A 25,766-nucleotide genomic window follows, 5' to 3' on the forward strand; every position below is an offset into this window, starting at 1 on the left:
CTAACCGATTAAATAAGGAATATTGGTAATTAAAGAATCAGTGTAATTCACCATAGTCTTCAATAACCAAGGACCAGCAAATACAAGCATTAAAAAAGTAATAAATAATTTGGGTATAAAACTTAAACTCGTTTCATTAATCTGTGTCGCTGCCTGAAACATAGAAACGATCACACCAACAATCAAACCAGGAAGAATGAGTACCATGATCAATAACAACATCAAATACACACCTTCACTGAATATAGAAGCTACAGACTCTGGAGTCATATTATTTCCCTATAATTTTTTTTCCCTGTAATTCGTAATCTGGACACAAAATAAGGCATTTAACTCATAGCAAAACTCGACGCCAGCGATCCCAAAATAAGTGTCCACCCGTCAACCATAACAAAAAGCATGATCTTAAAGGGTAGTGAAATAATCAAGGGTGAAAGCATCATCATACCCATAGCCATCAGAACACTCGATACCACCATATCAATAATTAAAAAAGGTAAAAACAAAATGAAGCCAATCTGGAACGCTGTTTTTAATTCACTGGTTATGAATGCAGGAATCACTACACTCATTGGCACTTCATTGAGAGTCGCTGGGTTTTTTTGAGCAAATTTTTCAAACAACGATAAATCATTTTTACGGGTTTGATTTAACATAAACTCGCGCAAAGGAACCTGGGCATTTGTCAAAGCTTGAGGGAATTTCATAGTCTCAGCCAGATAAGGCTGCACTGCCGTATCATTGATTTTATTAAAAACGGGAGACATCACAAAATAAGTCATGAATAACGCAATACCAATTAAGATTTGATTCGTCGGAGTCTGCGCCAAACCTATGGCTTGACGTAATATAGAAAGTACAATAATTATTCTTGTAAAAGCCGTCATTGCCATCAACATCCCTGGCAAAACAGTTAACAAAGTCATAAAAATCAAAATTTGCAGATTAACACTATAAGTTTGTTCGCCATTTGCTCCAGGTTGCACTGTCATCGCAGGTAACGATAACGGTGCCGCCTGCAAAGCTAGAGGAACCAAACACAACAAAATGATACATACAGAGGCTAGAGTGAAACGCATCAGAACTCGAGACTTATAAGAACTGACTCTTTCTATGTTATAGGATGGATATCGCATCATTAAACTCATTTTGTTCATCTTATGATTTCGTAACTGATTTAAGTAGCGCTGCAAATGAAGTTTTATTCATGGAATCAAAACCTGTGGGTAATTGTTCACCAAAATCATAAAGCAGCGTGACATGCCCGGAACCTGAGCCAACCAATAAATAACGCGCCCCCACTTTTAACAAGGTAATTTTTTCCTTAGGGCCTAAAATCATACTCGCTACCGATTGAAATCCTTTTGTCGAGCTCATTTGCATACCATGTAGCCGCTTCACCAGCCAGGACAATACTAGGATAAGCAATAAAACGAACAATAAGCCCATGACAACACGCATGAGCTCTCCCTGATTCAGTGCAGTTTGCATCATCTTAGCCGCTTAATTCGTTCTGCTTTGCTGACGATATCGGTTAATCGCACACCAAATTTATCATTAACCACTACCACTTCCCCATGTGCAACTAAGGTCCCATTGACTAAAACATCAAGCGGATCACCTGCTAAACGATCCAGGGCAACAATTCCTCCCTGGTTTAATTGGAGTAAATTACGAATTGTCATTTTAGTGCGACCAATTTCTACGGTCACTGATACAGGGATATCCAGAATCAAATCCATTTTTTCACTGTCTGCTTCCTGAGGAAGGGTATTTGATGGTTTGGGTTGTTCAATTGCTTCTTGAGACATTACTCATCTCCTAATAACTAATATTTTTTATTATTTTTACAGCACGCTTGTCATTCGCAGTACCTTGAGTTGCCGTAAAGCCTGGGGTTCCTTCAATATCTAAAGTAACTATTTCTTTCATTTCCATAGGTATAAAATCCCCTACTTGCCATGACATCACAGCACCGAGAGTGCTTTTGGTTTCCGCCATTGCCGAGCTCACAGTTAATTCAACATCCATTAACTCTTCTTTTAGTGATTTGACCCAGTTTGGATCAATTTCATCATCTGGACGAGAAGCACCAAGCTCCAATTGCTCTTTGATTGGCTCAACCATGGAATAAGGCAAAATAAAATAGAAAATACCTACTTCTTTGCCAAAATCCATCGAAAAACGCGCTACCAGTAGCATTTCTTCAGGTTCTGCTATATTGACCAACTGTGGGTTTGTTTCATCATTAAATTTGGTGATATCAAGCTGAATAATGGGTTTCCAGGCTTGACTCAGGTTGGCAATGAGCTTTTTGGTGATCACTTCCATAACACGCAGCTCGGTTGCAGTAAAATCTGTTCTGTCTTTTTGGGCAAAAAATTGGGAACTGCCGCCAAAGTAATAGTCGACCAGATCATAGACAAAAGTACTATCAAAAAGAATTATGCCTTTGCCTCGTAATGGTTTGAATTTAAAAATACTCATTAAGCTTGGGTTAGGCAAACTTTCCATGAAATCGCGATGTTTTATAATAAGTAATGGGTCTTGCTTAATCTCAAAATCCTTGGCAGTCACATTATAGATATCAGATGCAAACAAACGCACTGCACGGTCATAAATTCTATCTAATACAGGCAGCTTGCCTTTGACAATTCGTTCTTGAGCAGTAAAATTAAGTGTTTTTACATCATTTTCTTTTTTTATTTCAATTGGCTCAAATGTAGAATTGGTTACATCCTTTTTATTCCCTTTTGCTTTTTTATGATCCGATTTTTCTTTAGAAAGTGTTTGGCTTTCCGGTTCTGGATGCTCCTCTTCAGGAGATTCACCCACTGTTTTTAGTAATGCATCTATTTCTTCTTGTGATAAAACGTTTTTATCAGCCATATAAGCAATCCATACAAATTTTTTGAACTTGAAGTTAACTCATTAAATTCAGGTAACCATCATGATTTTTCTATTGAATAGCCTTATGCAAACTGTATGCCATTTATAAAATGGCCTTGTCATTTCTAGTAGAATTGAAGCCTGGATTTGGGTTTGCGCCTTGATCCAAGCAACAATGCTGAAAAAATTGAGGTATTTACTAATTCGAGATTAATCAATATAACCAGTGACATGTTTGCTTTGACAGTCAAAAATTATATGCCAATCATTTGACAATATATCAAACTTAATTAGAAACAAGAGCAAACAAAAACTTACTCATTAGTCTGTTGTTGACATTTTGCCTGCGCCATTTTTCGGCAATTATCCTGGCAATCGATTTCAGAAGAGTTCAAACATTGCGAATTAATACAATCTTGACTTGTATTATGAAAGCACTGGGTTTTGTCATATTTTTGTGCGCCTAAATAATCCTGAGGAATATCGGCTGCAAAAACAGAAAGGGAAAAGAGAAAGCCTAAAAAGATTAAAATAGTTTTCATCATAATTCCTTTTAATTATGTATCTAAATGAATTATAGTCATAAATATTGGAAATGATGAAACCACATATAAAATGCGCAGCAAAACAAAAACATTCACCAATTTTAGCCGTGCGCGCTATAGCCAGTCGTTCTGTTTACGTCCAGATAATGAAGAACAACTTACTGATTACCTTGCCCATAATCCCCAAAAAAATATCCTCGTACGTGGTTCAGGGCTATGCTATAACGACAGTTGTTTTAATACTGATGGTTTTATTATTGATAGCGAACGTCTGAATCATTTTATCGATTTTAATCCTGAAACGGGTATTGTAATCTGTCAAGGAGGGGTACCACTTAAAGATTTATTTTTTGTGCATCCTGATTTCATTCCTCCCGTTCTACCAGGGACTGTCCATGCTACAGTTGCAGGTGGAATTGCTCATGATGTGCATGGAAAAAACAATCATCTCGAAGGTAGTTTTGGACACCATCTCCTTGAATTCGATTTACTGATTGGAAGTAAGAAAATTCATTGTAGCCGTAATGAAAATAGCGAATTATTTCATGCCACGATCGCAGGCTTAGGTCTTACAGGGATTATTACCCGTGCTACACTCCGTTTAAAAAAGGCTCCTCGTTTTGTGCAAACCAAGCACAAGCAATTTGAATCGCTCCAATCACTCACCGAATATATGGTGACAGAGGGCACTCATCATGATTATCAAGTTGCCTGGCTGGATCTACTTAATCCCGTCCCCCGCGCTATTTTTTCTGTAGCGGATTATTGTGAGCCGTTCGACGATAAACAATTCAAAATCCACTCCATACCTAAAATTCCTTTTTCTTTAATCAGGCCTTGGAGTATAAAATTGTTTAATCAGCTTTTTTTTAATCATAAAAAAGGACAAGAAAAACTAACACTTGAGCAATTTAATAATCCACTGGATAAACTCATGCACTGGAACAGACTTTATGGACCTAAAGGATTAGTTCAATTTCAAGCCGTTTTTAGTACGGAGCATGCTCCTAACACTTTAGATCGATTAATACAATTGATGCGGCGTCATAAGGCTACGCCAACCCTTACTGTGCTCAAACTGTTCACTCAATCTGGAGAAGGCTTACTTTCCTTTTGTAAACCTGGATTTACCCTGGCAGTTGATTTTATTCATAATGCACAAGCGAAGCAGGCAATATCTGCCATGAATCAATTAATCACTGAACTCAATGGGCGAGTTTATTTAGCCAAGGACTATTTTTTAAATGAAGAACAATATCATAAGATGTATGAGAAGCATGAACACTTCTCTCAAGTCCTTAAGCGCCATGCATGTATTATGAACTCTGATCTGGCAAACCGATTAGGGATTAAAAAATGACACAAAGAACATGGGTCATACTGGGCGCAACCTCCATCATTGCAGAAAAATTTGCTCACATTGCTGCCCAATCAGGACATCAATTACTTCTCGTAGGGCGCCAGCAAAAACAGCTTGATCTGATTGCAAATGATATCAAACTTCGATATCAAGTGAGCTGTGATGTACTTGTTTTAGATTTGATCGAACAAGTTAATGATCTGCTTGCAGTTTTTAAAAAAGAAAACCGTGAACTGGATTTATTGATTGCACACAGCGACTTCACCGATAACGACCATTTGAATATTGAAACAATCTCTCAGCTCATCAAAGTAAATATTTTGACCACTACTTTATTGATCCACACCTACTTAAGTCGTCAGCAAAAAGAATATAATTTATTGTTTTTAAGTTCTGTTGCTGCATGCCGTGGACGCGCCAAAAACAGTCTGTATGGAGCCAGTAAAGCAAGCATTGAAATTTATCTTCAGGGTTTACAGCAAGCTGCCAGTTCGAATCAACACATCACCATTGCTCGCTTGGGTTTTATTGACACCAAACAAACTTATGGCATACCCGGAATTTTTTACGCTGCCCCACCTGACGGTTGCGCGCAAGCCTGTTGGAACGCCCTGATACATAAAAAAAGAATGTTTTATTATCCTTATTTCTGGAAAATTATTATGGGAATAATCACCCGGCTGCCATTCTTTGTTTATAAGAAAATGGGTAGAATTTAGGATTCCCATATTAATCAATATCAGTCCGTGCTCAGCAAATATAACTTTTTTGAACAAAGTAATGGAGCAAATGCTACATTAGAATATTATTTGGGTTACACCCCAAAGCAAATCTATCTTGATAGCTGTAAAAGCAGCAATTTTCCAATTGACTCCAAAATAGAAGAGTTATTTGAAAAAGCTGAAACTGCAAAAATTATGATGTTGAAATGATCTGGATTTGCATAGAACTTGATGCAAAATATTGAAGTGTTCCTTAGTAAAGAAGAAACCCGATCACTCTAAATCCCTGATTTAGCTGAACTACAATCTAATGTTTTGATTGATTTATTTAAAAATCTTAATCATAGGTAAAATTGTTTTTATCAAGCCAAAAAATTGTAAAATATAGATAACTAAAATAATAAGAACAAGTACGTTTAATAAGCTTTTAATTGATGGCGGCATCGGTATAAAAGTATCGATTAACCATAAAATCACCCCAAAGACAACAATTACAGCAATTAAATTCAAGAGCCCAGTCATAACTATCCTTATTAATGAAGATTTCTGTTTAAAATTATAGCAGATTTACAGATACTGAGGGGAGCTTCGATACCGGGGTAATAGATTAATAAAATTTCCGTAGCTTCGGTACAGTAAAGTGAATCCCTGGGATTTGAAATTTATTACCCCCGTTTCACTTTGCTGCACCTAGGCTAAGAATAATGCAAATATTGCTCGAATAACTTATTCGCTTTTTGCACTCTGTTCCTTCAACAAATCACGAATTTCAGTTAATAATGTTTCTTCTCTGGTTTGTTTTTCTTTCTTTTCTTCCTCTTTTCTTAATAATGAAATTGCTTTAATTGCTACAAAAATTGAAAATGAAATGATTGTAAAATCAATCACGGCTTGGAGAAATTCACCCCATTTTACAATCGCATCACCTACGGAAAACGTTTTATTTGCGACATTAACTCCACCTAATAACAAGCCAATTAAAGGCATCACAATGCCGCTAACTAATGAGCTAATAATTTTGCCAAATGCCGCACCAATAACCACAGCAACAGAAAGATCAATCACATTCCCTTTTATAGCAAATTGTTTAAACTCTTGTAAAAAACTCATGCCATCCTCCTTATGTATGATTACTTTACAGATAAGTAGCCTGGTGGAGAAAAACCAGGCTAAATAAACAATTACGAATCGCGTACCATTTCTTTAATTTCTTCTATCTTTTTCTCCAAATCAGGTGGCAAAACTCCTCCTCCCTGAGCCATATCATCACGTCCCCCACCCTTTCCACAGAGATGTTTTACCAATGTAGCCGCGGTAGGTGCTTTCCCTAAAATACTCTTACTCACACCAGCAATCACATTCATTTTATTTTGATCCACTGTAAATAAAACAATTACAGCTGAGTCAAGTCTGGATTTCAGTTGATCCAAGGTAGTACGCATGGTTTGATTATCAACACCTTCCAATTGTTTTACCAGTAAACTCATTCCATTGATTTGTTCTACTTCATTTGCCAGATCTGCTCCTGATTTTTGTGCTTTCTCACTTTGTAATTTGGCAATTTCTTTTTCTAAACTTCTATTTTCAGCAATCAGCTGACCTATCTTGTCCGGTAAGTTATTCATTGTGGTTTTTAACAATGACGCTAACTCAGTTAGAAGTAACTGTTGTTCATTAACCCAAACTAACGCATAACGACCAGTTACCATCTCAATACGTCTTACACCACTTGCAATTCCGTATTCAGCAACGATTTTAAACAACCCGATATCACCTGTCCGCCGTGCGTGAGTTCCGCCACAAAGTTCTTTAGAAAACTCACCCATAGATAACACACGTACCTCATCGGTATATTTTTCTCCAAACAGAGCGACAGCACCACTCTTTTTGGCGGAATCAATATCCATGACTCGAGTTACCACTTCGTGATTGGCTCGAATTTGATCATTAACTAATACTTCAATTTCTTTGATTTGTTCTGTGGTCAATGATTCAAAATGAGAAAAGTCAAAACGCGCGCGCTCCGCATCAACCAATGAACCTTTTTGCTGGACTTGTGGTCCGACTACTGTTTTTAAAGCAGCGTGCAATAAATGAGTTGCTGTATGATTTAAACGAATTGCTTCTCGGCGCTTGTTATCTATTTCGGCTTTCACCAACTGATCCAAGGCCGCAGAACCGTCCACTACTTCGCCATAATGTACTATGGCTTGACCTCTTTTCTGCGTATCATCGACACGAAAACGAAAACCTGTACTTGTTAATATTCCCTTATCTCCTACTTGGCCACCACTTTCTGCATAAAAAGGTGTATGATCCAGAACTACAGCCCCTTTCGACCCTTGACTTAAGACTTCCACTTCGCTTCCTTCTAGAAGCAAGGCAATAATTTTTCCTTCGGTTTCTTTTTGTTCATAACCATGAAAATTAGATTGGTAATCCAATTGGGAAGTAGTGCTATAATCCACGCTGAACTGACTGGCAGCCTGAGACTGCTCTCTTTGCTGTTGCATCAATTGATTGAAGCCATCCATATCCACATAGAGACCTTGCTCTCGAGCTATATCAGCAGTCAAATCGACAGGAAAACCGTAGGTATCATAAAGTTTAAATGCAATTTCTCCTGGTATTTCGTGGCCCCCAAGAGAATGCATTTGCTCTTGCAAAAGACGCAATCCCTGATCAAGGGTGCGGGCAAACTGGTTTTCTTCCTGGTTAAGGATTTTTTCTATATGAGCTTTAGAGTTTATCAATTCAGGATAAGCATCACCCATTACTGTAATTAAAGGCTCTACTAATCGTGAAAAAAACGGTGTTGGCAAGCCTAACTTATTACCATGCCTTATGGCCCTTCTAATAATTCTTCTTAGTACATACCCTCGTCCTTCATTGCCAGGAATCACTCCATCAGCAATTAAAAAAGCGCAAGAACGAATATGATCAGCAATTACCTTTAAAGAGGTGTGATCTAAATTGGTAACCGTTCCAAGTTTTGCTGTCGATTTAATTAAATACTGGAAAATATCCGTTTCATAATTGCTGTGGACGCCTTGAACTACGGCAGCAAGTCGCTCAAGTCCCATACCTGTATCTACAGAAGGTTTGGGTAGCGGATGCAAATTCCCATCTTTATCCCGATTAAATTGCATGAATACCAGGTTCCAAATTTCAATATATCGATCCCCATCTTCATCAGGACTTCCCGGAGGGCCACCTGGAATTTCAGGACCATGATCATAAAAAATTTCGGTACATGGACCACAAGGGCCTGTATCCCCCATAGACCAGAAATTATCTTTTTCACCACAACGCGAGAAACGTGCGGCCGAAACCTTCATTTCTTTTAACCAAATATCCTCTGCTTCCTGATCTTCTTTATACACAGTCACCCACAAACGCTCTTCGGGCAAATGTAGAACTTGAGTTAAAAATTCCCAAGCAAATTTTATTGCTTCCCGCTTAAAATAATCACCGAAACTAAAATTACCCAACATTTCAAAAAATGTATGATGTCTTGCTGTATACCCCACATTTTCTAAATCATTGTGTTTACCACCTGCGCGTACACAACGTTGTGCAGTAACCGCTCGCTGATAAGAACGTGTTTCAAGTCCTAAAAATAAATCCTTAAATTGCACCATACCCGCATTAGTAAACAATAAAGTAGGATCATTAGCAGGAATTAAGGAGCTGGATTCCACCAGTTGATGACCACGTTGTGTGAAATAATCAAAAAATGCTTTTCTAATTTCAGAACTTTTCATTTCGAATCAACACCAATTTGAGTTAATTTTAATTTTCAACCGTACCTGGGTAAAGCACAGTATCTTCCCCCTCTCCCAGCAATGGAAGAGGGATTGTGGTGAAGGAGCAATATAGTGCTCCCTCATCCCCCTAACGGGCACCTTCTCTCCTTTTGGGGGGAGGAAGTTTCGCTTAACTTAAAAGCAAAGTTTCTGCGCATTACCCAGGCTACGATTTCATTTTTATTTTTTCAATTCTTTTTTCACTTGAACAATGGTATCCATACCAAATCCACGATAAAGCAAAAAACGCTGTTGTTTTTGGAGCTCATCAAACGATAAATCACATTGACCTCTACTTTTTTTATGCCAAACATCTAAAGCATAAGTCAACCAATTATCTTGCTCCTGCTGCAAAAACTGATGAATTAATTCCTTATCAATTCCTTTGCTACTCAATTCCTGGCTTATTTTCAAAGGTCCATAACCTTGACGTATTCGTGAACGACTGCATATTTCTACAAACCGTCGATCACTTTGCAAATCCAAGCGTTGGCATTCATCCAATGCTTTTTTTGCTTCTATAGCACTATATCCTTTTTGCTTTAATTTATCACAAAGCTCTAGTGCACTGTGCTCGCGCCTGGACAGCAGGCGCACAGCACAATCAAATGCTTTAGTCATCAACGGCCTCAAATTCGTCGGCACTAGCTGACGCAAGCATAGGGAGTTTTTTCTCTAAAAGCTCTGTACGAATTTGATGCTCAAGAGTTGCTGCAACTTGATGATTCTCTTTCAGGTATAAGCGAACATTATCTTTGCCCTGACCAATTTTCTCACCTTTATAACTGTACCAAGCCCCAGATTTTTCAATCAGATTGAGTTGGACACCTAAATTGATAATTTCACTTTCACGAGAAATACCTTCGTTATACAGAATATCAAATTCGGTCATCTTAAATGGTGGAGCCACTTTATTCTTAACAACTTTAACTCGTGTTTCACTACCTAAGATTTCTTCGCCTTTTTTAATGGATCCAATGCGACGAATATCCAGGCGAACGGAAGCATAGAATTTTAATGCGTTACCGCCAGTAGTTGTTTCAGGGCTACCGAACATTACGCCAATTTTCATACGAATCTGGTTAATAAAAATGACCAGCGTATTGGAGCGTTTAATATTAGCAGTCAATTTACGTAAAGCCTGTGACATGAGTCGGGCTTGTAAACCAACATGTGAATCTCCCATTTCTCCTTCAATTTCTGCTTTAGGAGTTAATGCAGCAACAGAGTCAACAATAATGACATCGACCGCAGCTGAACGTACCAGCATATCGGTAATCTCTAAAGCTTGCTCCCCTGTATCAGGTTGAGAAACCAATAACTCATCCACATTAACACCCAGTTTTTGCGCATAGCTTGGGTCTAAAGCATGTTCTGCGTCAATAAATGCGGCAGTGCCCCCCATTTTTTGACATTCGGCAATAACTTGTAAGGTTAAAGTTGTTTTACCAGAAGACTCTGGGCCATAAATTTCAACAATACGTCCTTTGGGTAAACCACCAATTCCCAAAGCGATGTCCAATCCTAAAGACCCAGTTGAAATGGCTTCTATATCTCGGGATACGGTGCTGTCGCCCATACGCATCACTGATCCCTTACCAAACTGACGTTCAATTTGCGAGAGGGCAGCGGATAATGCTTTTTGTTTATTTTCTTCCATAATATTTTCCAGATAGTTATATGCAAGGGTAAAATTATCACACAGATAGGAATAAGCAGCAAATTGATTCACTGTATTAAAGTAGTTTTTTTGCTCAAGCTTAAATGAGACAAAACCAAAATGTCGCTTTTAGAATGAAAACCACCCTACTGCTGAAAACCAACTCATATTGAGATTATTTTAATCTTTTGGTAAAATTAATATACATTTTTTCGAGATACATATTATGCAAAGTAAAAATGAAGAACTAACTTCTAAAGTAACAGCTGCTTCGTTATATGCAGCACGCGCAGCAATAAATATTTCTTGTGCCGCCAAGCATATATTTTTTCCTACGCCAGAGAGAGCAAATGTACCCTTTGTAGATCGTGTGAAAGTTGAGTTTGATCAAAGAGCATATCAGGTAGCTGAAGATTTAGCCTGGATAACCATAGCAAAATAAATATAGAAGCACTTAAATTTATAGAGCGAAAATTCATTCTAATCCGGGCCTAGGAAAAATTACTTAGTAAAGTGTCCATGCTCCCTGCAAGATCATGTTTTTATCGACGCCAGTATTTCTCAATTTTGGATATAAGAAAGAATACCAGATAAAGCCTCCTGGCATGCAGCCAAGCGTATATCTTGTCGATTGCCAACGAACTGTTTTCTTGATATTTTGGGCTTCATGCCTTTAGCGGCCCAACCAAAACACACTGTTCCCACGGGTTTCTCAATGCTGCCACCATCCGGGCCAGCAATACCGGTAACCGATACCGCAACATGACCTGTACTATGTTGCAAAGCACCGGTCACCATCGCCAATGCAACAGGCTCACTGACTGCACCGTATTCTTCAATTAATTGCTTAGGCACTGAGAGCAGCTCTTCTTTCGAGAGATTACTGTACGTAACAAACCCTCGTTCAAACCAGACTGAACTACCAGGAACTTCAGTGAGATAACTTGCAATGAGTCCGCCAGTACATGATTCGGCCGTAACTAATTGCCAATTCATTCTTTTAAGAATTGCTGAAATTTCCTTGATTAGTTTATCAAAAGAACTCATGAATAGGCCGAAATTTTCCTGGGTTACGGCCTAAGCCTTCACCCAGGTTAAAGTTTGTTACTGGTTTTGAGTTTGGTTGCCGCCAGCAGGTTGTTGTGCTGGAGCTGGTTGTTGTGTAGTAGTAGTTTCAGTAGTAGTTCCGGCAGCAGGTTGTTTGTTGCCTGACTCACCACATGCAGTTAGCGCTAATGCTAAAAAACCAGTTGCAGCAATTAAAGCGAAACGATTCATTTCATTCTCCCTATAAGTTTAATATTTTTTTTAAATCCCTTTAGATTCTAGCAAATAAATTTAACTTCAACCATGACCTATTGATATTTCAATAAAAAAGTATAGCAGCATCTTATTTTAGACACTCAGAAAATTAATAACCCACTTGGCAAATACCTTATCATCACAGTGAAGCCGCAATGACTTTAATCCCTTATCGGCTAGTTCTTTGCTTAAGTTATTTTTGCGAAGTTCAATCAATGCTTGAGAATATCTTTTGCTGAACTCAGGATGCCCTTGGACGCTAAGCAGGTTGTCGCGAATCTGCAACATATAAAACGGGCAGAAATCACTAGCAGCCAGTACCTCTGCCCCGTCAGGAAGAAGCACAACTTGATCCTGATGGCTAACGATTAGCTTTAACATCCCTAGAGATGGTGACATCCAAGGCTTGTGTTGCGTAATTTTATTTACAGACATACCTATACCCCACCCTTGGTGAGATTTTATAACCTTTCCCCCTAACGCCTTCGCGATAAGCTGATGGCCAAAACAAATTCCTATGATTTTTTTTCTTGCCGCATGAAGACATCGAACGAATTCTTCAAGCGTGCTGATCCATGCTAAATCATCGTTGACACCATAGCGACTTCCGGTAATAACATATGCATCCGCGGCATCAACATGACTTGGCAATAGACCATAACGCACATCATAGACAGTGAAGGTCAAATTTGGCTCTTCCTGATGCAATAATTTAATATACATTCCCGAGTAAGTTCCATGTACAGCAATTAGCCTTGGATCGACTTGGTCACATTGTAATATTCCAATGTTCATGGTGTTCCTTAAGGAGCTTCTGCCAATCCCATCTTCACCGTCTCTGAATGATGGAGAGAATCACCTTGGATTGCTGTAATAAGGATGCGTTCATATTGTTGCGTGTCAAAAAGAATTGGATTGCTCTGTGCTGAAGGGTCTTCCGTCGCCATTGTTGCAATACGTTTCGCATGTCGTTTATCAATGCCAATTTCAGTTAAACTGTACTCGATGCCTAATTCTTGACGCAACCGTATTACCCAATCAAGAAATCCATCAAACCCATTTTCAATCTCCAAGTAGGTCGCTAACCGCCTTATTTTATATTCAATTGCGGATCGATTAGCATGTAATACATAAGGCATTAGAATGGCATTTAACCGTCCATGATGCGCGTCATAAATTGCTCCCAAAGGATGAGCAAGTGCATGCATAGCTCCTAATCCACGTTGAAAAGCCGTTGCCCCCATCGAAGAAGCTACAAGCATTTGTGTTCTGGAATTTATATCATTCCCATTTTGCATCACTCGAGGTAAATGTTCTTTTATTAGACGAATCCCCTCAAGAGCAATTCCTTCTGCAAGCGGATGATAACCAGGGGCACAATAGGCTTCCAAACAATGGGATAAAGCATCCATACCTGTTGCTGCCGTAATATTCGGTGGCAAAGCAACTGTCACCTCAGGATCTAAAATAACCATAGCCGGCATCATTTTAGGATGAAAAATAATCTTTTTGCGTTGTTGTTGTGTATCCGTAATTACAGAAGCGCGACCAACCTCTGAACCGGTACCTGCGGTACTTGGTACAGCAATAACAGGAGCTATACCCGCAGCATTCACTCGTTGCCAATTATCTCCTATGTCTTCAAAATCCCATAATGGACGATCTTGTCCAATCATCAAGGCAATTGCTTTACCAGCATCAATCACGGAGCCTCCTCCAAATGCAATAACCCCATCATGTTGCCCCTTTTGATAGGCATTCACACCTGCGATGACATGTGCTCCCGATGGATTTGCTTTTACATCGGCGAATAAGGAAATAAACAAGCCGGCATCACGACATTGAGTCAATATTGACTCAATCACAGGTAATTTCGTGAGATTACTGTCCGTGACCAAGAGAGGTGACTTTATTCCCAAAGCATAGCAAGCCTCGACAAGTTCATGAATACGCCCTGCTCCTACCTTTATTGAAGTGGGATAATTCCAATTAGCCGTCAGTAATGTACTCATTATGGTAGATTCCTTTCTCTATTAATCGTTTTTAAATGATACGATTTGGGTCTAGTCAGTACGTCATATCCTATAGCAGAGAGCGTACATCCACGTCCAGAATTCTTAACTCCAGTCCAAGCCAACGCAGGATCGAGATAATCACAGCGATTGATAAAAAAAGTTCCTGTATGAAGTTGTTCACCAATAGCAACTCCCTGGGTAATGTCTTGAGTAAAAACAGCAGCTGTTAATCCATACTCACTGTCATTCATCAATGCAATAGCTTCCTCATCGCTACCAACAGCCATAATACCAACTACTGGCCCAAATGTTTCTTCTGTCATTATCCGCATTTTGTGGTTAACTTGCGTTAAAATTTGGGGAGCCATATAAGCAGACCCGGGTTGATCCATTACAAAATCTCGACTATCAATATGTGCTATAGCTCCTTGCGCTAAAGCTTCTTCAATCTGCGCGCGTACAAACGCCACCGAAGAAGGACGAACGAGTGGTCCCAGGGTTGTTTCAGGATCATCAGGGCGCCCAAGTTTATATTGTTTAACCAAGGCTACTGCCTTGTTAACAAAATGCTCGTAAACACTCTTGTGAACATAAATACGCTCAATACCACAGCAGGATTGGCCTGAGTTAAAGAACGCTCCATCCATAAGTGTATCCACTGCATTATCAATATCAGCATCATAACGAACATAGGCTGGATCTTTTCCTCCAAGCTCCAAGCCAATACTCAAAAACCGTCCTGCGGTTGCTCGTTCTATCATCGCCCCGCCAGCAACAGAACCCGTAAAAGCAATATAGTTTATTGACGAATCACGCAAAATTTTTTCCGTATCGGAATGAGTCAGATGCAAATACTGAAACACTCCTTGCGGAAAATTTGCTTCTCTAAATGCTTGGTCAAATCGCTCCGCTACAAGTGGTGTTTGTGCTGAATGTTTGAGTAAAACCACGTTTCCAGCCATTATCGCTGGAATAATCGCATTTACAGCTGTAAGGTAAGGATAGTTCCAAGGAGCAATGACTAATGTGAGTCCTAATGGTTCACGTTTTATATAACGAATAAAACCAGTTTTTTCAGGTAATGAGATCGGGTCGAGCGCATCACGTGCAGCAGCGATCATATAACGAGCCCGCTCTTCAAGGCCGTTAATTTCCCCAGACGCATAACGGATAGGTCTACCCATTTGCCAACAAATTTCTTTGGCAATCTCATCCTTCTTGGCAACCAGAGCATCTACTGCCGCAGTACAGTAACGCTCACGCTCGGTCAAGGGAGTAGCTGCCCAGTTCTTTTTTGCACTTAATGCCCTTTCCAAAGCTAATTGAATCTCATCCTCTTTGGCAAAAGCACGTTCTACATATAGAGAGTTATCTATAGGCGAATAGGTTTTCAAAGTGTCTTTCATAATCGACTAAGCCCAGGTTAAATAATTTCAAAATAGCGGTCCAATTCCCAATCTGTAATATGGCGACGAAATTCGCGCTCTTCCCATTCTCGAGAAGAAGCGAAATGGTCAACAAACGAATCGCCAAATAAAGAACGAGCGGCTTTTGATTGCTTAAGACGAGTAGCTGCTTCCCAAAGAGTACGTGGTAAAGCAAGCTCTGCTTCGTGCTGCTGTGTATAAGAATTGCCTTTAATTTCGGGGTATGGTTCGAGCTTTTGTTCAATTCCATACAAACCAGAGCCTAAAGCTGCTGCCAAGGCCAAATAAGGATTCGAATCGGCAGAACCTAACCGATATTCAACCCGTTGCGACTTATCACTTCCCGGTATAACACGTAGTGCCGTAGTGCGATTCTCTACACCCCATGTTGCATCAGTTGGAGCCCAGAATCCTGGAATCAAACGAGAAAAACTGTTCACAGTAGGCGAAACCATTGCCAAAAACTCAGGCATAAGTAACTGTTGTCCTGCTATAAAATGCCGTTGAATTGGGCTCATATTATAAGGCATGGAGGGTTCATAAAACGCACTGATTCCCTCGTTTTTATGGCGTAAAGAAAGATGAATATGTCCGCTTTGCCCTGGATAATGCGGCGACCATTTAGCCATAAAAGTTGCCATCATATTGTTGCGCTGTGCTAATACCTTCATAAATGTTTTAAACAAAGCAGCCTTATCCCCTGCTTCGGTGGCCTTATCTACAGCGATCGCTGCTTCAATCACCCCAGGGCCTGTTTCCGCATGCAAACCCTCAATAGGAAAGTCCATAATCTCACTCATATTGAGGATCTGATGATATAAATCCGCATGAACGGTATTGCGAATCATTGAATAACCAAAGAAGTCAGGCGTCATGGGTTTTAAATCGCGGAAGCTTTTGGAACGCACACTGTCAGGTGTTTCATCAAACATAAAGAATTCATATTCTAAGGCCGCATAGACGACAAACCCCATTGAATCGGCTTTATTAACAATGCGACGCAGTAATGCTCGAGGACATACGGTTTCGGCCTCTCCAGCAAATTCAGCCATAAATAACAACTGATTTTCTTCAAAAACAAGATCGCGACACGTTTCGGGAAGAATACGCACTAAAGTATCTGGGTAACCGGTGTGCCAACCAGTATATTTGCCATTATCATACAGTTTATTTTTGGAGTCCCACCCCAAGATCACATCACAAAAAGAAAAACCATTATCCAGAGCCGAGAAGAATTTATTGCGGCTCATATACTTTCCAAGCATAACCCCATCAATATCAAATAAACCAACCTTGACGTGAGTTAGATTACGCTCTTCAACAATTTTTTTTGCTGCTTCAATGGTCTTAACATCCTTTGGAGTTAACATAGCATTTCCTTTGCCTGTTCATAATAGATCATTTAGATTGAGTCTATTTGATAATATCCCAGTTTCTATTCTTGAATCCATGGTTTATTTATTGATGTTTAAAAAGCCCGAAATGGAAAATAATTACCCAAACCTTGTCCCTGCACTCAAAGATTAACTGATAATCTTACTCGACCATTTCAAATAAGCTCTACTCTACCTTATATGATTTTGCTAAAATCGCCGCAATTTCAACTCGAGTAAAAAAATTCATGACAACTTCCCATACGCCGATGATGCAACAGTATTTACGCATTAAATCAGAATATCCTGATATGCTCCTGTTCTACCGTATGGGTGATTTTTATGAGTTATTTTTTGATGATGCCAAACGTGCATCGCAATTATTGGATCTCACTTTGACCCATCGTGGCCAATCTGCTGATAAACCAATCCCTATGGCTGGAGTTCCTTACCATGCTGTAGAAAATTATCTGGCAAGATTAATTAAAAAAGGTGAGTCAGTAGCTATTTGCGAACAAATAGGAGATCCTGCAACGAGTAAGGGACCTGTGGAACGTCAGGTTACCCGTATTATCACTCCAGGAACAGTGACTGATGAAGCACTTTTGGATGCTAAAAAAGATAATTTGCTTTTGGCTGTTCACCATCAAAAGCAAAAAATTGGTCTCGCATGGGTTGAATTAAGTAGCGGCCGTTTTCATTTGCTGGAATTAGCTGAAAGAAATCAGCTCAGTGCAGAGCTTACAAGATTACAACCCGCAGAGTTGCTCTTACAAGAAACATCCTCACTGGAAGAATACTGCCAAAATTTTCCAATCAAGCTAAGGCCAGGCTGGGAGTTTTGCTTTGACAGTGCCAAAAAACTCTTGTGTGAGCAATTTTCAGTAAATGATCTCGCGGCGTTTGGTGAGCAAGAATATACCACCGCACTGGTTGCAGCAGGTGCATTATTGGCCTATTTACACACGACACAAAAACAAGCGCTACCTCATTTAACTACGATAACCCTAGAACATACACATGATTACTTGCAACTCGATGCTGCGACACAAAAACATCTTGAGTTATTCGATAACATCAATGGCAATCATGAAAACAGCATGTTAGCTCTTTTGGATAAAACTGCCTGTGCCATGGGCGGTCGTTTACTCAAACGTTGGTTAGGAAGACCGCTTAAAGATCATAACAACATCAAAGCCCGCCAGGATGCGATAATGGAAATAATGCACCTGCAAAACGATGAATCTATCCATGAGTTATTAAGACAAACATGTGATGTAGAACGGATTATCTCCCGTATTGCGCTTAAATCAGCTCGCCCACGTGATTTGGTTGCTTTAAGTCATACTTTAGCTTTACTTCCCGAGCTGAATACTGTACTTGCCCACAGCAAGAGCGAACTCACCGTACAATTAAAAAACCACATTAAACCACTACCAGTGCTCCAGCAATTGCTTGCATCCGCGATTATAGAAAATCCCCCGGTGTTAATTCGTGATGGTGGCGTTATAGCTCCCGGTTTTGATGAAGAGCTTGATGAATTGAGAATGCTCAGCACGCGTGCAAACGATAAACTCATGCAATTAGAGCTTGAAGAAAAACAAAGAACCGGATTATCTTCTCTGAAATTTGGCTTCAATAACGTACAAGGCTATTACATTGAACTTTCCAAAGCCCAAGCAGAAAAAGCACCTTCTCATTACCATAGAAAGCAAACTTTAAAAAATGTAGAGCGTTATATCACTCCAGAATTGAAGCAATTTGAAGAGAAAGTTTTATCGGCACAGGTGAAGGCTTTAGCTCGTGAAAAATGGTTGTATGAGAATTTACTGGTTGAAATCCAGCAAAATATAAACGAATTGACACAATTAGCGCAGGCACTAGCTCAACTGGATGTGATAACAACTCTTGCAGAACGAGCACAGAGCCTGAATTGGTGTCGCCCAAATCTCGTAGCTGAATCACAAATTACCATTGAAGCCGGACGTCATCCAGTAATTGAACATTTACTACAAGAACGTTTTATCGCCAACGACCTACAACTTAAACCGTCGCAAAATATATTGCTTATCACCGGCCCCAATATGGGCGGAAAATCAACTTACATGCGCCAAACTGCCTTAATTGTACTTCTAGCCCATATTGGCAGCTTTGTACCCGCTAAATCTGTCACTTTAGGACCTATTGATAGAATTTTTACTCGCATTGGGGCTAGTGATGATTTGACCTCAGGACGTTCAACTTTTATGGTAGAAATGACTGAAACAGCACAAATTTTAAGACAGGCAACCCATGAAAGTCTGGTTTTAATTGATGAAATCGGTCGCGGAACCAGTACGTACGATGGCATGGCGCTAGCTTATGCCACTTGCACCTATCTGGCGACAACTATCAAGGCCTATACCTTGTTTTCCACGCACTACTTTGAATTAACAAATCTTCCCCAAGAGTGGTCCTGTATTCGAAATGCTCACTTACAAGCCTCTTTGGATACTGGCCGTATCATCTTTTTATATCGGGTAGAGCCTGGGCATGCAAACCGAAGTTATGGGCTTGAGGTCGCCGAGCTTGCTGGCATACCTCCTGAAGTTTTAAAAATTGCTCACACTCACTTACATCATGTACAAAATCAGACACCATCGACTTCTCAAGCCCAACCTATAGTTCAAATAAAACCTCAATCAGCTATTCTGCGTGAGTTGGCGCAAATTGATCCAGATCAATTGACTGCTAGAGAAGCGCTTGACTTAATTTATCGACTCAAAAGTATGGAGACGGCAGATGTGTAGTAATGCAACAGCAATGTAGCCTGGATGCAGTGCAGACATATTTTATTCCTAGCCCTAAATTTCGAATAAGTGTATATTCGTTAAAGCGTTTTATACGCAGAACAAGAGGATATTTCTGGTGAAGCGAGTACTGAGACTATCATGAAAAAATTAATTTATATGATACTTCTCATTACCTGCTTTGCTTTATTTGCTAAAAGTAATGACTCAGTATCTATTACTATTCATGGAGTTTCTGGAAAAGTAGAAGCGAACGTTGAAAAACGATTGAGTGAATTACAAAAATTAAAGCCTCTCTCCCAATTTAGCCTGGAAGAATTGAGAGAGCAAATAATTCAGGCGGTTCAACCATTCGGCTATTTTAAAGCAGATGCAACACTTCAAAGACCTAATACCCAGCAGTTGCTCGTTACCATCCATGCTGGTCCACAAATCATGATTTCACTGCTTAAAATAGAGATCATTGGCGAAGGAACACATAATCCTGTCTTACGTAATGCAATAAACAATGTGCCTCTGCAACAGGGAGCTCCCCTTTTCACGGAACAATATGAACAAACCAAATTAAAACTTCTTGATAGCGCAGAAAGTCAAGGTTATATGCGTGCTGGATTTAAGAAAAGTGAAATTTTAATCGATGAAGATAACTATACAGCAGAAATCACACTCATTCTTGATACTGGGCCTCTTTATTATTTTGGTCAAATACAATTTAACCCTACATATATTAACCCTAAATTACTGCACCGTTTTGTTCCTTTTCATCCAGGACAAGTCTATTCAGGGGATAAGATACTCAAATTAAACAATGATTTATCAAACAGCGGCTACTTTAGTTCAGTGCTTGTTAAACCACAAATTACAGAAAACCCGACAACTCCTGTGCAAATCTATACTGAACCTGTATCCAAATACTCTTATACTCTTGGCGCAGGTTATGGAACAGACACAGGGCCTCGCGGCCGAGCGGCCTTACATGTAGTACCAGTCAATAGCCAAGGACATAAACTCAATCTTATGGCCCAAGGGTCCTTTGTTCAAAATGCATTGCAGGCCCAGTATGTAGTTCCCGGAAAAAACCCCGTTAATGATCAGTATACTCTTACCGGAAACTTTTCGAATTTAAGCTACACTGCAGGTTATAGTAACTCGTTTCTTATTTCACTGGCTCAACAGCATCGTGTAACTAATTATCAACGTACTTTATCAATAAATACCTTATATGAAGGATTTCATTATGCATTAGAGCCAAATACGAAACAATTTCTACTCTATCCCAAAGCAAGTTTCACGTTTAGCAAAACACAAGATCTGCTTTTTTCGCCATCAGGGTATAACATCACGCTTAATGGCCTCGCTGCAAATCAAGCGCTTTTGTCTACAATTAATTTTGCCCAAGCTTCCGTAGATATTAAAGCTGCAATGCGAATAGAACCAATCCGCTTACGTCTTTACGGACATGCAATTCAAGGGGTTACTGCGATCAATAATATCAATCAACAGCCATTGTCACTTGCATTACTTTTAGGAGGAGCAGATAATTTAAAAGCTTTTGGTTTTAATGCAATAGGTCCCGGCAGAGTAATCAGTTATGGTGGCTTTGAAATTCAAAAGGAAACTAGAAAAAATTGGTACCTCATTGCATTTTATGATGCAGGGGCTGTTTACAATCCAACTCCTTTAGCAGGTTATTTCGATGCAGGTGGTGGTTTAATGTGGGTTTCACCTATAGGGCCAATTAAAGTAGGATTAGCTCAAGAAATCAATAAACGATGGCAGCGAAATAGCAGCAGCCCACGATTAGTAATCAGCATGGGACCAGACTTATGATGCGAATTCTGGTAAAAGCGCTGCGCTTGTTAGTCAAAACACTTTATATTAGTTCGCTATTTCTTATTTTGTTGGGCGGAATTGTCTTATTTTTATTAGAAACTCAATCAGGTCTACATACGATAATTCATTTCAGTCGTTTATATGTTCCTGGTAACATAAAAATTCAACAAATTGAGGGTAGTCTATTAAATCACTTTACTTTAAGCGGAATCGAATATCAAAATAAATCACTTAAAATTAAAATAAAACAATTAGATATACAGTTGCATCCTCATTCACTACGAGAAAGCCAATTAATAACCGCTCAATGGCAAGGCCTGCAATGGAATACAGATCAAGATAAAGTCATCGATAGTGAAAAAGGAAGGATTACAGCAACCGGTGTCTTACCCAATCTACAAATTAATATGCACTCTCAAATGACCACTGTTCCCGAAGATCATTGGCTAATGAAGGCAAGAATTCGCGGAACATTGCCTTGGCAATGGACTTTTGATGCGAATCTAAGTCCTCAGAACAGCACACCCCAGCCTACTCGTTTGTATACCAATTTATCAGCTCAAGGTGAGATAAGTGCCAAAAATCAAGGGAATTTATTACTCACAATACATCCTGGTTTTTATCATGAACTCAGTAATGACGCCCTCCCACAGCTTCAATTCAAAGGTGGTTCTCTAAAAGTCCTCCTTTCACCTGAATCTCTTAAAGGTTCTGGTATTATAGCGATTGATGAACATAAAAATTTAAAACTTAAGTTTCAGTTAGCTAAATTTGCTCTTGATACTGGCTTAAAGGACGAACAACCAATCAGCAGTGAATTATTATTGGAATTAAACTCACTGGATTTTTTACAAAAAATTAGCCCTGAAATTAACAAACTCAAAGGACAATTGATTGGTTCATTAAAAGTAAGCGGTACTTTGAATAAAAGAAAAATCGAAAGTCAATTAAGACTGATAAAAACCAGTTTTTTCTTACCCAGGCTAGGACTTAATGTCGATTCTTTTGAAATTAATGTTCGTGGAAAAGAACGTTCTTGGGAGACAACAGGTTCAATAATATCCTCAGGTCATCACTTATCACTTACTGGAAAAGGAAATCTAAGCTCCCAATTTACCACTGATATCGCCCTGGAAGGCAATGATTTTCCGCTGATTCAAACCAGCGAATACAAGGTTCACGTTTCACCAAAACTCAATCTGCATTTAACACCAACAGTACAATCCATTTCAGGTACTATCTTGGTTCCTTATGCTGAAATTAAACCCCGTTCATTCCACAACAGCGTATCCTTACCCGACGATGTGGTTTATAAACGCAAGGAAAAATCATCCCCTTCATTTACCTTGATTAACAGCCTGGATATTGATCTTGAAATGGGCAAAGAAGTTGCAGTCAATGTAAAAGGGTTAAAGGGGTATTTGGATGGAGTACTGCATTTAAAACAATCTCAACAAAGCTCAATCAATGCATATGGTGAATTATCAGTGAGACAGGGTACTTATAAGGCCTATGGGCAGGATTTGGCAATACAACAAGGACAGTTAATTTTTACTGGTGGACCCATCAGTAACCCGGGAATTAATCTCCGGGCTGCAAAAAAAATTACTACTACTTCAACAACCTTTGCTACTTCAAGCCAACTTTTAGACTTTAATAGCACCAATATGCAGAATATTAATTATGGAGAAACAATGATTTTAGGCGTCGAAGCAACTGGTCGCTTAACTCGTCCTAAAATACAATTATTTTCTGATCCAGCAACTCTTTCCCAAGCAGATATTCTTTCCATGCTTGTCCTGGGTCGTCCGGCGAACCAAGCAGACAAGGCTGGGGGACAATTACTTCTAGCAGCTATATCTTCGATGAATCTCGGTAGCAACACGAACAGTCTCCAGCTTTTAGAACAACTCAAACAAACTGCTGGTATTGATTTTAATGTACAAACTAATACCAACTATAATCAACTCACCAACACCTCAAGCGACACGACTTCCTTTGTAGTGGGAAAATCTATTTCAAAGCGTCTTTATTTAAGCTATAACATCGGTCTGTCACAAACGGATACGAATATGTTGACATTGAGATACTTACTCAATCGATTTTTTAGTATCCAAATTAGCAATAGTGATAGCAGTAGCGCTATTGATTTCTTGTATACCTCCAATAAGAAAATAAAAAAAAGAAAACACTAAAGCTTAGGATGTATGATGTAACATAATCCGAAAGCGAGAAATTCAGGGTCATACCCGTTAAGGCTTGCGTCTTCACCCAAGTTATAGGAGTTGTGTTAAAATATCTCGAATTTTTTGAGCTCTTCGATCGCTTAGCCACCGAATGAACTACATGATAGGAATTAATTCATGACCGACTACAACATACCACTAAGATTAACTCGTTTAAGAAGCAATCCAATGTCCCGAGCTTTAGTTAAAGAAACACGCTTGCATCCGCAGCAATTTATTGCTCCTTTATTTATCAGTGAATTGCTTGATGGACCACAAGAGATAAATGCAATGCCTGGTCAGTTTCAATTAAGTCTTGATTGTCTCCCCAAAGAAATTGAGTTGCTCAATTCCTTAGGCATTCCAGCAGTCCTTCTATTTGGCATTCCTAAACATAAAGATGCTTGTGGTAGTGAATCATTTCATCATGAAGGAATTATTCAAAAGGCGATCAAAAAAATTCGCGCTGTAAATAAAGATATCCTCATTATTACCGATCTTTGCTTTTGTGAGTACACAGATCATGGTCATTGTGGTGTGCTTAATGAAGAATGCATTGATACCGAAAAAACTCTGGCTTTACTTGCAAAACAAGCTGTAAGTCATGCTCAAGCTGGTGCTGACTGGGTTGCACCCAGTGGAATGACTGATGGTATGGTTAATGCAATTCGTGGCGCATTAGATGCTCAAGGATATCAACATATTCCTATTTTAAGTTACAGTGCTAAATATTGTTCTTGTTTATATGGACCTTTTAGAGAAGCAGCCCAAGGAGCGCCAAAATTTGGCGATCGCAAGGCTTATCAAATGGATCCTGCTAATGGAGCTGAAGCCTTAAGAGAAACAGCCCTGGATCTTGAGGAAGGTGCCGATATGATCATGGTAAAACCTGCTGGATTTTACTTGGATGTTATAGCAAAACTAAAACAAAATTTCCCTGAAGTGCCTCTTTGTGCGTATCAGGTAAGTGGTGAGTATTCAATGATCAAAATAGCTGCCCAAAACAAACTAATCAATGAAGAACAAGCCATTATAGAAAGCTTGATTGCGATAAAACGTGCTGGAGCCGATTTTATTATTTCTTATTTTGCCAAAGATATTGCACGCTTGTTAATTGAAAATAAATCATAAATGTAAGATTCCCAGTCCAACATTATTCTTACAATAAAAACTCACTGAGATTGTGTCTATAAAACCTATGGTGATAGACACTTAGTTATTTTCCGATATACTCTTGATGAGTTTTAGATGTAGAAAAGCCGATTGGTTTAGAAACAGTTTGCTTTTCACTAGCCATAGTGAACCAATAACAACTAGCCAATCATTTATAATTAAACGGAGAAAAAGAGATAATGAATTTAATATTTAAAGGTATTTCAGCAGTAGCTTTAAGCATCAGTGCTTTGACAGCTTTTGCAAGTCCAACTTATTTAATCACACATAATAACACTCCCGAAGAATCAAATGCTTACATAGCAGGCGTCCCTTCTGCATACCCAACTCCAGCCAATTCAACTCAAAAAGTTTATTGGAATCTCGTAAAATTGGCCTGCTACGGACACACAACAGGTAAACAATGTTCTGCAGTAATTAAAATGGCCACTAATACATCGAATCCTATTGAGGTAGGTGAAGTTCGTATGGATCTTGATACTGGAGATATCACGCCAAAGTTTTTATCTAAAAACGGATATAACCTTACTATAAATGGTCCTGGCGAAGCGACCATTACTAAAAAGTAACCAATCTTATTTGGATTAGTTAGGAGGTAAATGTGCCTCTATATCAGTAAAACCCATCACTTCATAAATAAAAAAGCC

25 protein-coding genes are annotated in these 25,766 nt (G+C 39.2%); 8 read left to right on the top strand and 17 right to left on the bottom strand.

All coding sequences use genetic code 11. The features are described 5' to 3' along the window. The 6 genes from fliQ to BW930_RS00855 form a co-directional block, all read right to left on the bottom strand. Positions 1–270, bottom strand: a complete 270-nt coding sequence (gene fliQ / locus BW930_RS00830; RefSeq protein WP_058467890.1) for a flagellar biosynthesis protein FliQ — start codon at positions 268–270, stop codon at positions 1–3. 59 nt (positions 271–329) lie between these two features. Beyond that, entirely contained in the window at positions 330–1,079 is a 750-nt protein-coding gene (fliP, locus tag BW930_RS00835; RefSeq protein WP_058468048.1) for a flagellar type III secretion system pore protein FliP, read from the bottom strand. A gap of 79 nt (positions 1,080–1,158) precedes the next feature. After that, positions 1,159–1,491 (bottom strand): flagellar biosynthetic protein FliO, encoded by a 333-nt coding sequence (fliO, locus tag BW930_RS00840; RefSeq protein ID WP_058468047.1) that lies wholly within the window; start codon positions 1,489–1,491, stop codon positions 1,159–1,161. Beyond that, positions 1,491–1,811, bottom strand: coding sequence for a flagellar motor switch protein FliN (fliN, locus tag BW930_RS00845; protein ID WP_076547449.1), 321 nt, complete (start codon positions 1,809–1,811; stop codon positions 1,491–1,493). Before fliN ends, fliO begins: the two co-directional genes overlap by 1 nt. Before the next feature lie 10 nt (positions 1,812–1,821). Continuing rightward, positions 1,822–2,889, bottom strand: a complete 1,068-nt coding sequence (gene fliM, locus BW930_RS00850; protein WP_058467889.1) for a flagellar motor switch protein FliM — start codon at positions 2,887–2,889, stop codon at positions 1,822–1,824. A gap of 314 nt (positions 2,890–3,203) precedes the next feature. Beyond that, positions 3,204–3,431, bottom strand: a complete 228-nt coding sequence (locus tag BW930_RS00855; protein WP_058467888.1) for a hypothetical protein — start codon at positions 3,429–3,431, stop codon at positions 3,204–3,206. A gap of 73 nt (positions 3,432–3,504) precedes the next feature. Between BW930_RS00855 and BW930_RS00860 the strand changes: the two genes are divergently transcribed. Together BW930_RS00860 and BW930_RS00865 are read left to right on the top strand one after the other, a co-directional pair. Continuing rightward, on the top strand, positions 3,505–4,794 hold the full coding sequence (locus BW930_RS00860; protein ID WP_058467887.1) for an FAD-binding oxidoreductase: 1,290 nt from the start codon (positions 3,505–3,507) through the stop codon (positions 4,792–4,794). Further along, positions 4,791–5,513 (top strand): SDR family NAD(P)-dependent oxidoreductase, encoded by a 723-nt coding sequence (locus BW930_RS00865; protein ID WP_058467886.1) that lies wholly within the window; start codon positions 4,791–4,793, stop codon positions 5,511–5,513. Before BW930_RS00860 ends, BW930_RS00865 begins: the two co-directional genes overlap by 4 nt. 327 nt (positions 5,514–5,840) lie before the next feature. Here the strand turns inward: BW930_RS00865 and BW930_RS00875 are convergent, their stop codons facing one another. From BW930_RS00875 to recA, 5 genes are all read right to left on the bottom strand, one after another. Continuing rightward, on the bottom strand, positions 5,841–6,038 hold the full coding sequence (locus BW930_RS00875) for a Thivi_2564 family membrane protein (protein ID WP_058467884.1): 198 nt from the start codon (positions 6,036–6,038) through the stop codon (positions 5,841–5,843). A gap of 204 nt (positions 6,039–6,242) precedes the next feature. Then, positions 6,243–6,626 carry a large-conductance mechanosensitive channel protein MscL gene (mscL, locus tag BW930_RS00880; RefSeq protein WP_058467883.1) on the bottom strand — a complete coding sequence of 128 codons (384 nt, stop codon included), beginning with the start codon at positions 6,624–6,626 and terminating at the stop codon, positions 6,243–6,245. Positions 6,627–6,697: 71 nt separating this feature from the next. Beyond that, entirely contained in the window at positions 6,698–9,280 is a 2,583-nt protein-coding gene (gene alaS / locus BW930_RS00885) for an alanine--tRNA ligase (protein ID WP_058467882.1), read from the bottom strand. Positions 9,281–9,502: 222 nt separating this feature from the next. Beyond that, entirely contained in the window at positions 9,503–9,943 is a 441-nt protein-coding gene (gene recX, locus BW930_RS00890) for a recombination regulator RecX (RefSeq protein ID WP_058467881.1), read from the bottom strand. Next, positions 9,936–10,982, bottom strand: coding sequence for a recombinase RecA (gene recA, locus BW930_RS00895; protein ID WP_058467880.1), 1,047 nt, complete (start codon positions 10,980–10,982; stop codon positions 9,936–9,938). The genes recX and recA overlap by 8 nt, the downstream gene beginning before the upstream one ends. Positions 10,983–11,208: 226 nt before the next feature. Between recA and BW930_RS00900 the strand changes: the two genes are divergently transcribed. After that, positions 11,209–11,424 carry a hypothetical protein gene (locus BW930_RS00900; RefSeq protein WP_058467879.1) on the top strand — a complete coding sequence of 72 codons (216 nt, stop codon included), beginning with the start codon at positions 11,209–11,211 and terminating at the stop codon, positions 11,422–11,424. A 119-nt stretch (positions 11,425–11,543) separates the two neighbouring features. On the opposite strand, the gene BW930_RS00905 is transcribed toward BW930_RS00900, so the two are convergent. The 6 genes from BW930_RS00905 to BW930_RS00925 all read right to left on the bottom strand — a co-directional run bounded on the left by BW930_RS00905 (position 11,544) and on the right by BW930_RS00925 (position 17,096). Further along, positions 11,544–12,029 (bottom strand): CinA family protein, encoded by a 486-nt coding sequence (locus BW930_RS00905; RefSeq protein ID WP_058467878.1) that lies wholly within the window; start codon positions 12,027–12,029, stop codon positions 11,544–11,546. Between the two features lie 57 nt (positions 12,030–12,086). After that, entirely contained in the window at positions 12,087–12,260 is a 174-nt protein-coding gene (locus tag BW930_RS17065) for a hypothetical protein (protein WP_165481610.1), read from the bottom strand. Between the two features lie 117 nt (positions 12,261–12,377). Beyond that, positions 12,378–13,079 (bottom strand): glutamine amidotransferase-related protein, encoded by a 702-nt coding sequence (locus BW930_RS00910; protein ID WP_058467877.1) that lies wholly within the window; start codon positions 13,077–13,079, stop codon positions 12,378–12,380. 8 nt (positions 13,080–13,087) lie between these two features. After that, positions 13,088–14,296, bottom strand: a complete 1,209-nt coding sequence (locus tag BW930_RS00915) for an iron-containing alcohol dehydrogenase (RefSeq protein WP_058467876.1) — start codon at positions 14,294–14,296, stop codon at positions 13,088–13,090. Beyond that, complete coding sequence (locus BW930_RS00920) at positions 14,296–15,705, bottom strand: aldehyde dehydrogenase family protein (protein ID WP_058467875.1); 1,410 nt, start codon at positions 15,703–15,705, stop codon at positions 14,296–14,298. The genes BW930_RS00915 and BW930_RS00920 overlap by 1 nt, the downstream gene beginning before the upstream one ends. 17 nt (positions 15,706–15,722) lie before the next feature. After that, the gene (locus BW930_RS00925) at positions 15,723–17,096 is read right to left on the bottom strand and encodes a glutamine synthetase family protein (protein ID WP_058467874.1); all 1,374 of its coding nucleotides are present in this window, start codon (positions 17,094–17,096) and stop codon (positions 15,723–15,725) included. Positions 17,097–17,347: 251 nt separating this feature from the next. Here BW930_RS00925 and mutS point away from each other — a divergent pair, with 251 nt between their 5' ends. The 5 genes from mutS to BW930_RS00950 all read left to right on the top strand — a co-directional run bounded on the left by mutS (position 17,348) and on the right by BW930_RS00950 (position 25,688). Beyond that, positions 17,348–19,888, top strand: a complete 2,541-nt coding sequence (mutS, locus tag BW930_RS00930) for a DNA mismatch repair protein MutS (protein ID WP_058467873.1) — start codon at positions 17,348–17,350, stop codon at positions 19,886–19,888. Between the two features lie 141 nt (positions 19,889–20,029). Then, positions 20,030–21,718 carry an autotransporter assembly complex protein TamA gene (locus BW930_RS00935; protein ID WP_058467872.1) on the top strand — a complete coding sequence of 563 codons (1,689 nt, stop codon included), beginning with the start codon at positions 20,030–20,032 and terminating at the stop codon, positions 21,716–21,718. Next, entirely contained in the window at positions 21,715–23,916 is a 2,202-nt protein-coding gene (locus BW930_RS00940; protein ID WP_058467871.1) for a translocation/assembly module TamB domain-containing protein, read from the top strand. The genes BW930_RS00935 and BW930_RS00940 overlap by 4 nt, the downstream gene beginning before the upstream one ends. Positions 23,917–24,084: 168 nt before the next feature. Next, positions 24,085–25,077, top strand: a complete 993-nt coding sequence (gene hemB, locus BW930_RS00945; protein WP_058467870.1) for a porphobilinogen synthase — start codon at positions 24,085–24,087, stop codon at positions 25,075–25,077. A 221-nt stretch (positions 25,078–25,298) separates the two neighbouring features. Beyond that, positions 25,299–25,688: a hypothetical protein gene (locus BW930_RS00950; RefSeq protein ID WP_058467869.1), complete on the top strand. Its 390-nt coding sequence runs from the start codon at positions 25,299–25,301 to the stop codon at positions 25,686–25,688. Positions 25,689–25,766 lie beyond the last annotated feature (78 nt).

Origin of the sequence: Fluoribacter gormanii (genome assembly GCF_900156395.1) — a bacterium.
In the GTDB taxonomy this organism is placed as follows: domain Bacteria; phylum Pseudomonadota; class Gammaproteobacteria; order Legionellales; family Legionellaceae; genus Legionella; species Legionella gormanii.

Excerpts from the sequence above, each read along its gene's own strand:
- BW930_RS00905 (WP_058467878.1), bottom strand. The coding sequence starts at position 12,029 with ATGAGTTCTTTTGATAAACTAATCAAGGAAATTTCAGCAATTCTTAAA.
- fliP (WP_058468048.1), bottom strand. The coding sequence starts at position 1,079 with ATGCGTTTCACTCTAGCCTCTGTATGTATCATTTTGTTGTGTTTGGTT.
- recX (WP_058467881.1), bottom strand. The coding sequence starts at position 9,943 with ATGACTAAAGCATTTGATTGTGCTGTGCGCCTGCTGTCCAGGCGCGAG.
- mutS (WP_058467873.1), top strand. The coding sequence starts at position 17,348 with ATGACAACTTCCCATACGCCGATGATGCAACAGTATTTACGCATTAAA.
- BW930_RS00910 (WP_058467877.1), bottom strand. The coding sequence starts at position 13,079 with ATGAACATTGGAATATTACAATGTGACCAAGTCGATCCAAGGCTAATT.
- BW930_RS00935 (WP_058467872.1), top strand. The coding sequence starts at position 20,030 with ATGAAAAAATTAATTTATATGATACTTCTCATTACCTGCTTTGCTTTA.
- mscL (WP_058467883.1), bottom strand. The coding sequence starts at position 6,626 with ATGAGTTTTTTACAAGAGTTTAAACAATTTGCTATAAAAGGGAATGTG.
- BW930_RS00865 (WP_058467886.1), top strand. The coding sequence starts at position 4,791 with ATGACACAAAGAACATGGGTCATACTGGGCGCAACCTCCATCATTGCA.
- BW930_RS17065 (WP_165481610.1), bottom strand. The coding sequence starts at position 12,260 with ATGAATCGTTTCGCTTTAATTGCTGCAACTGGTTTTTTAGCATTAGCG.
- hemB (WP_058467870.1), top strand. The coding sequence starts at position 24,085 with ATGACCGACTACAACATACCACTAAGATTAACTCGTTTAAGAAGCAAT.
- BW930_RS00925 (WP_058467874.1), bottom strand. The coding sequence starts at position 17,096 with ATGTTAACTCCAAAGGATGTTAAGACCATTGAAGCAGCAAAAAAAATT.
- alaS (WP_058467882.1), bottom strand. The coding sequence starts at position 9,280 with ATGAAAAGTTCTGAAATTAGAAAAGCATTTTTTGATTATTTCACACAA.
- BW930_RS00875 (WP_058467884.1), bottom strand. The coding sequence starts at position 6,038 with ATGACTGGGCTCTTGAATTTAATTGCTGTAATTGTTGTCTTTGGGGTG.
- BW930_RS00860 (WP_058467887.1), top strand. The coding sequence starts at position 3,505 with ATGCGCAGCAAAACAAAAACATTCACCAATTTTAGCCGTGCGCGCTAT.
- BW930_RS00920 (WP_058467875.1), bottom strand. The coding sequence starts at position 15,705 with ATGAAAGACACTTTGAAAACCTATTCGCCTATAGATAACTCTCTATAT.
- BW930_RS00940 (WP_058467871.1), top strand. The coding sequence starts at position 21,715 with ATGATGCGAATTCTGGTAAAAGCGCTGCGCTTGTTAGTCAAAACACTT.
- recA (WP_058467880.1), bottom strand. The coding sequence starts at position 10,982 with ATGGAAGAAAATAAACAAAAAGCATTATCCGCTGCCCTCTCGCAAATT.
- fliM (WP_058467889.1), bottom strand. The coding sequence starts at position 2,889 with ATGGCTGATAAAAACGTTTTATCACAAGAAGAAATAGATGCATTACTA.
- fliQ (WP_058467890.1), bottom strand. The coding sequence starts at position 270 with ATGACTCCAGAGTCTGTAGCTTCTATATTCAGTGAAGGTGTGTATTTG.
- BW930_RS00950 (WP_058467869.1), top strand. The coding sequence starts at position 25,299 with ATGAATTTAATATTTAAAGGTATTTCAGCAGTAGCTTTAAGCATCAGT.
- BW930_RS00855 (WP_058467888.1), bottom strand. The coding sequence starts at position 3,431 with ATGAAAACTATTTTAATCTTTTTAGGCTTTCTCTTTTCCCTTTCTGTT.
- BW930_RS00900 (WP_058467879.1), top strand. The coding sequence starts at position 11,209 with ATGCAAAGTAAAAATGAAGAACTAACTTCTAAAGTAACAGCTGCTTCG.
- BW930_RS00915 (WP_058467876.1), bottom strand. The coding sequence starts at position 14,296 with ATGAGTACATTACTGACGGCTAATTGGAATTATCCCACTTCAATAAAG.
- fliO (WP_058468047.1), bottom strand. The coding sequence starts at position 1,491 with ATGCAAACTGCACTGAATCAGGGAGAGCTCATGCGTGTTGTCATGGGC.
- fliN (WP_076547449.1), bottom strand. The coding sequence starts at position 1,811 with ATGTCTCAAGAAGCAATTGAACAACCCAAACCATCAAATACCCTTCCT.